Raw genomic sequence first — 1,313 nt, 5'->3', positions numbered from 1 at the left:
GTAGAGGGCGCACAGGACGACGGCGGCGACGACGGCCGCGCCCGGCGGGCGGGTGAGTCCGGCGAGGACGGCGAGGGCCGCGGCGGTCAGCCACCGGCGGTCGAGCACCGCGTACAGGGCCCAGGCCGCGATGGCCGTGAACAGCGCCTCGGTGTACGCCATCGACTCGACCACGGCGTGCGGCACGATGCCCCACAGGACGACCGTGACCAGGGCGGCCTTGCGGTCGGCGATCCGTTCGACGACGGCGAAGATGCCCCAGGCGGCGGCGAGCGAGGCGGCCATGGCGATGAGCCAGGCCGCCCACTGCGCCGACAGGGGGGTGACTCCCGTGACGCCGCGGATCAGCCCGGGGTACAGCGGGAAGAACGCGTAGCGGCACAGCTCGCCCTGCACCGGGCAGGTCGCCGGGTAACCGTGGTCCGCGATCAGCACGTACCAGCTGGTGTCGAACCTGCTGGCCAGCACCTGGAGCACGGTCCGGTCGGTCCGCAGCAGGATCGCCCCGATGCCGACGGCCCTGACCAGCGCGTACAACGCCAGCGCGGGCCACGCCAACCGCAGGGCGCCGGTGGTGCGGCGCACCGGAGCCGGGACGTCGACGCCGTCCGGCGTCCGGTTCGCGGGACGGGTCAGCAGCCGCGACATCGGCGCTCCTTTCCGAGCCATCCAGAAAACCTGCGATCCACAGAAAACCCGCACTCCAAGGACAGATGGGTAACGATGACGATTTGGTTGCCTTCGGCGGCGTGACACGTACGCCGCCGCGCTACGGGGAGCGGGTCCAGACAAGCAGGAGATAGCCGCCGTACGCGCTGGACACGAGGGTGAGCCCGCCAAGGAGTGTCCAGATCAGGGCCGGACGCGCCCGTGCGATGACCCGGGCGAGGGGGAAGAGCAGGGGAAAGGCCGGGATCAGGAACCGGGCCTTGGAATGGAAGTAGCCCGCGCCCGACACCGTCAGCAGCAGCAGGAAGGCCGTGTACACGAGCAGGGCGGCGTGCTGGCGCTGCAGCAGGCAGATCACCAGGAGTCCGGCAGCCAGACAGATCGTCAGCGAGACCACGACCGCGTTCAGCGAGACCGGGGACTTCAGGAAGACGTCCGCGATCCGGTGCACGGTAAAGCTTCCGCCGTCGAAGGTGGTGCCCCACCGTTCCTGCACCTCGAAGTAGCCGTCCCAGCTGCCGGCGCGGTAGCCGACCCAGCCGAACCAGGCGAACCAGCCGAGGGGGGCGACGAGGACGGTGGTGACGAGGCGGGCGACGGGCCGCTTGCCGTCGGGTCCCGGCCGCCACAGGGTGTAGAGGGCG

At 71.1% G+C, this 1,313-nt stretch carries 1 protein-coding gene and 1 pseudogene; both read right to left on the bottom strand.

Annotated elements, in window-relative coordinates; genetic code table 11:
- Positions 1-648 (bottom strand): glycosyltransferase family 39 protein (locus PUR26_RS00540; protein WP_329868127.1); only part of this gene is annotated, 648 nt, incomplete at its 3' end.
- Positions 649-769: 121 nt separating this feature from the next.
- Positions 770-1,313, bottom strand: a pseudogene (locus PUR26_RS00535) (glycosyltransferase family 39 protein); the annotation flags it as partial.

Source organism: Streptomyces sp. SP18CS02, from assembly GCF_036322365.1.
Classification (GTDB): domain Bacteria; phylum Actinomycetota; class Actinomycetes; order Streptomycetales; family Streptomycetaceae; genus Streptomyces.
The sequence above is the reverse complement of the archived record's forward strand: the minus strand, read 5'-3'. Positions and strand labels throughout refer to the sequence as shown.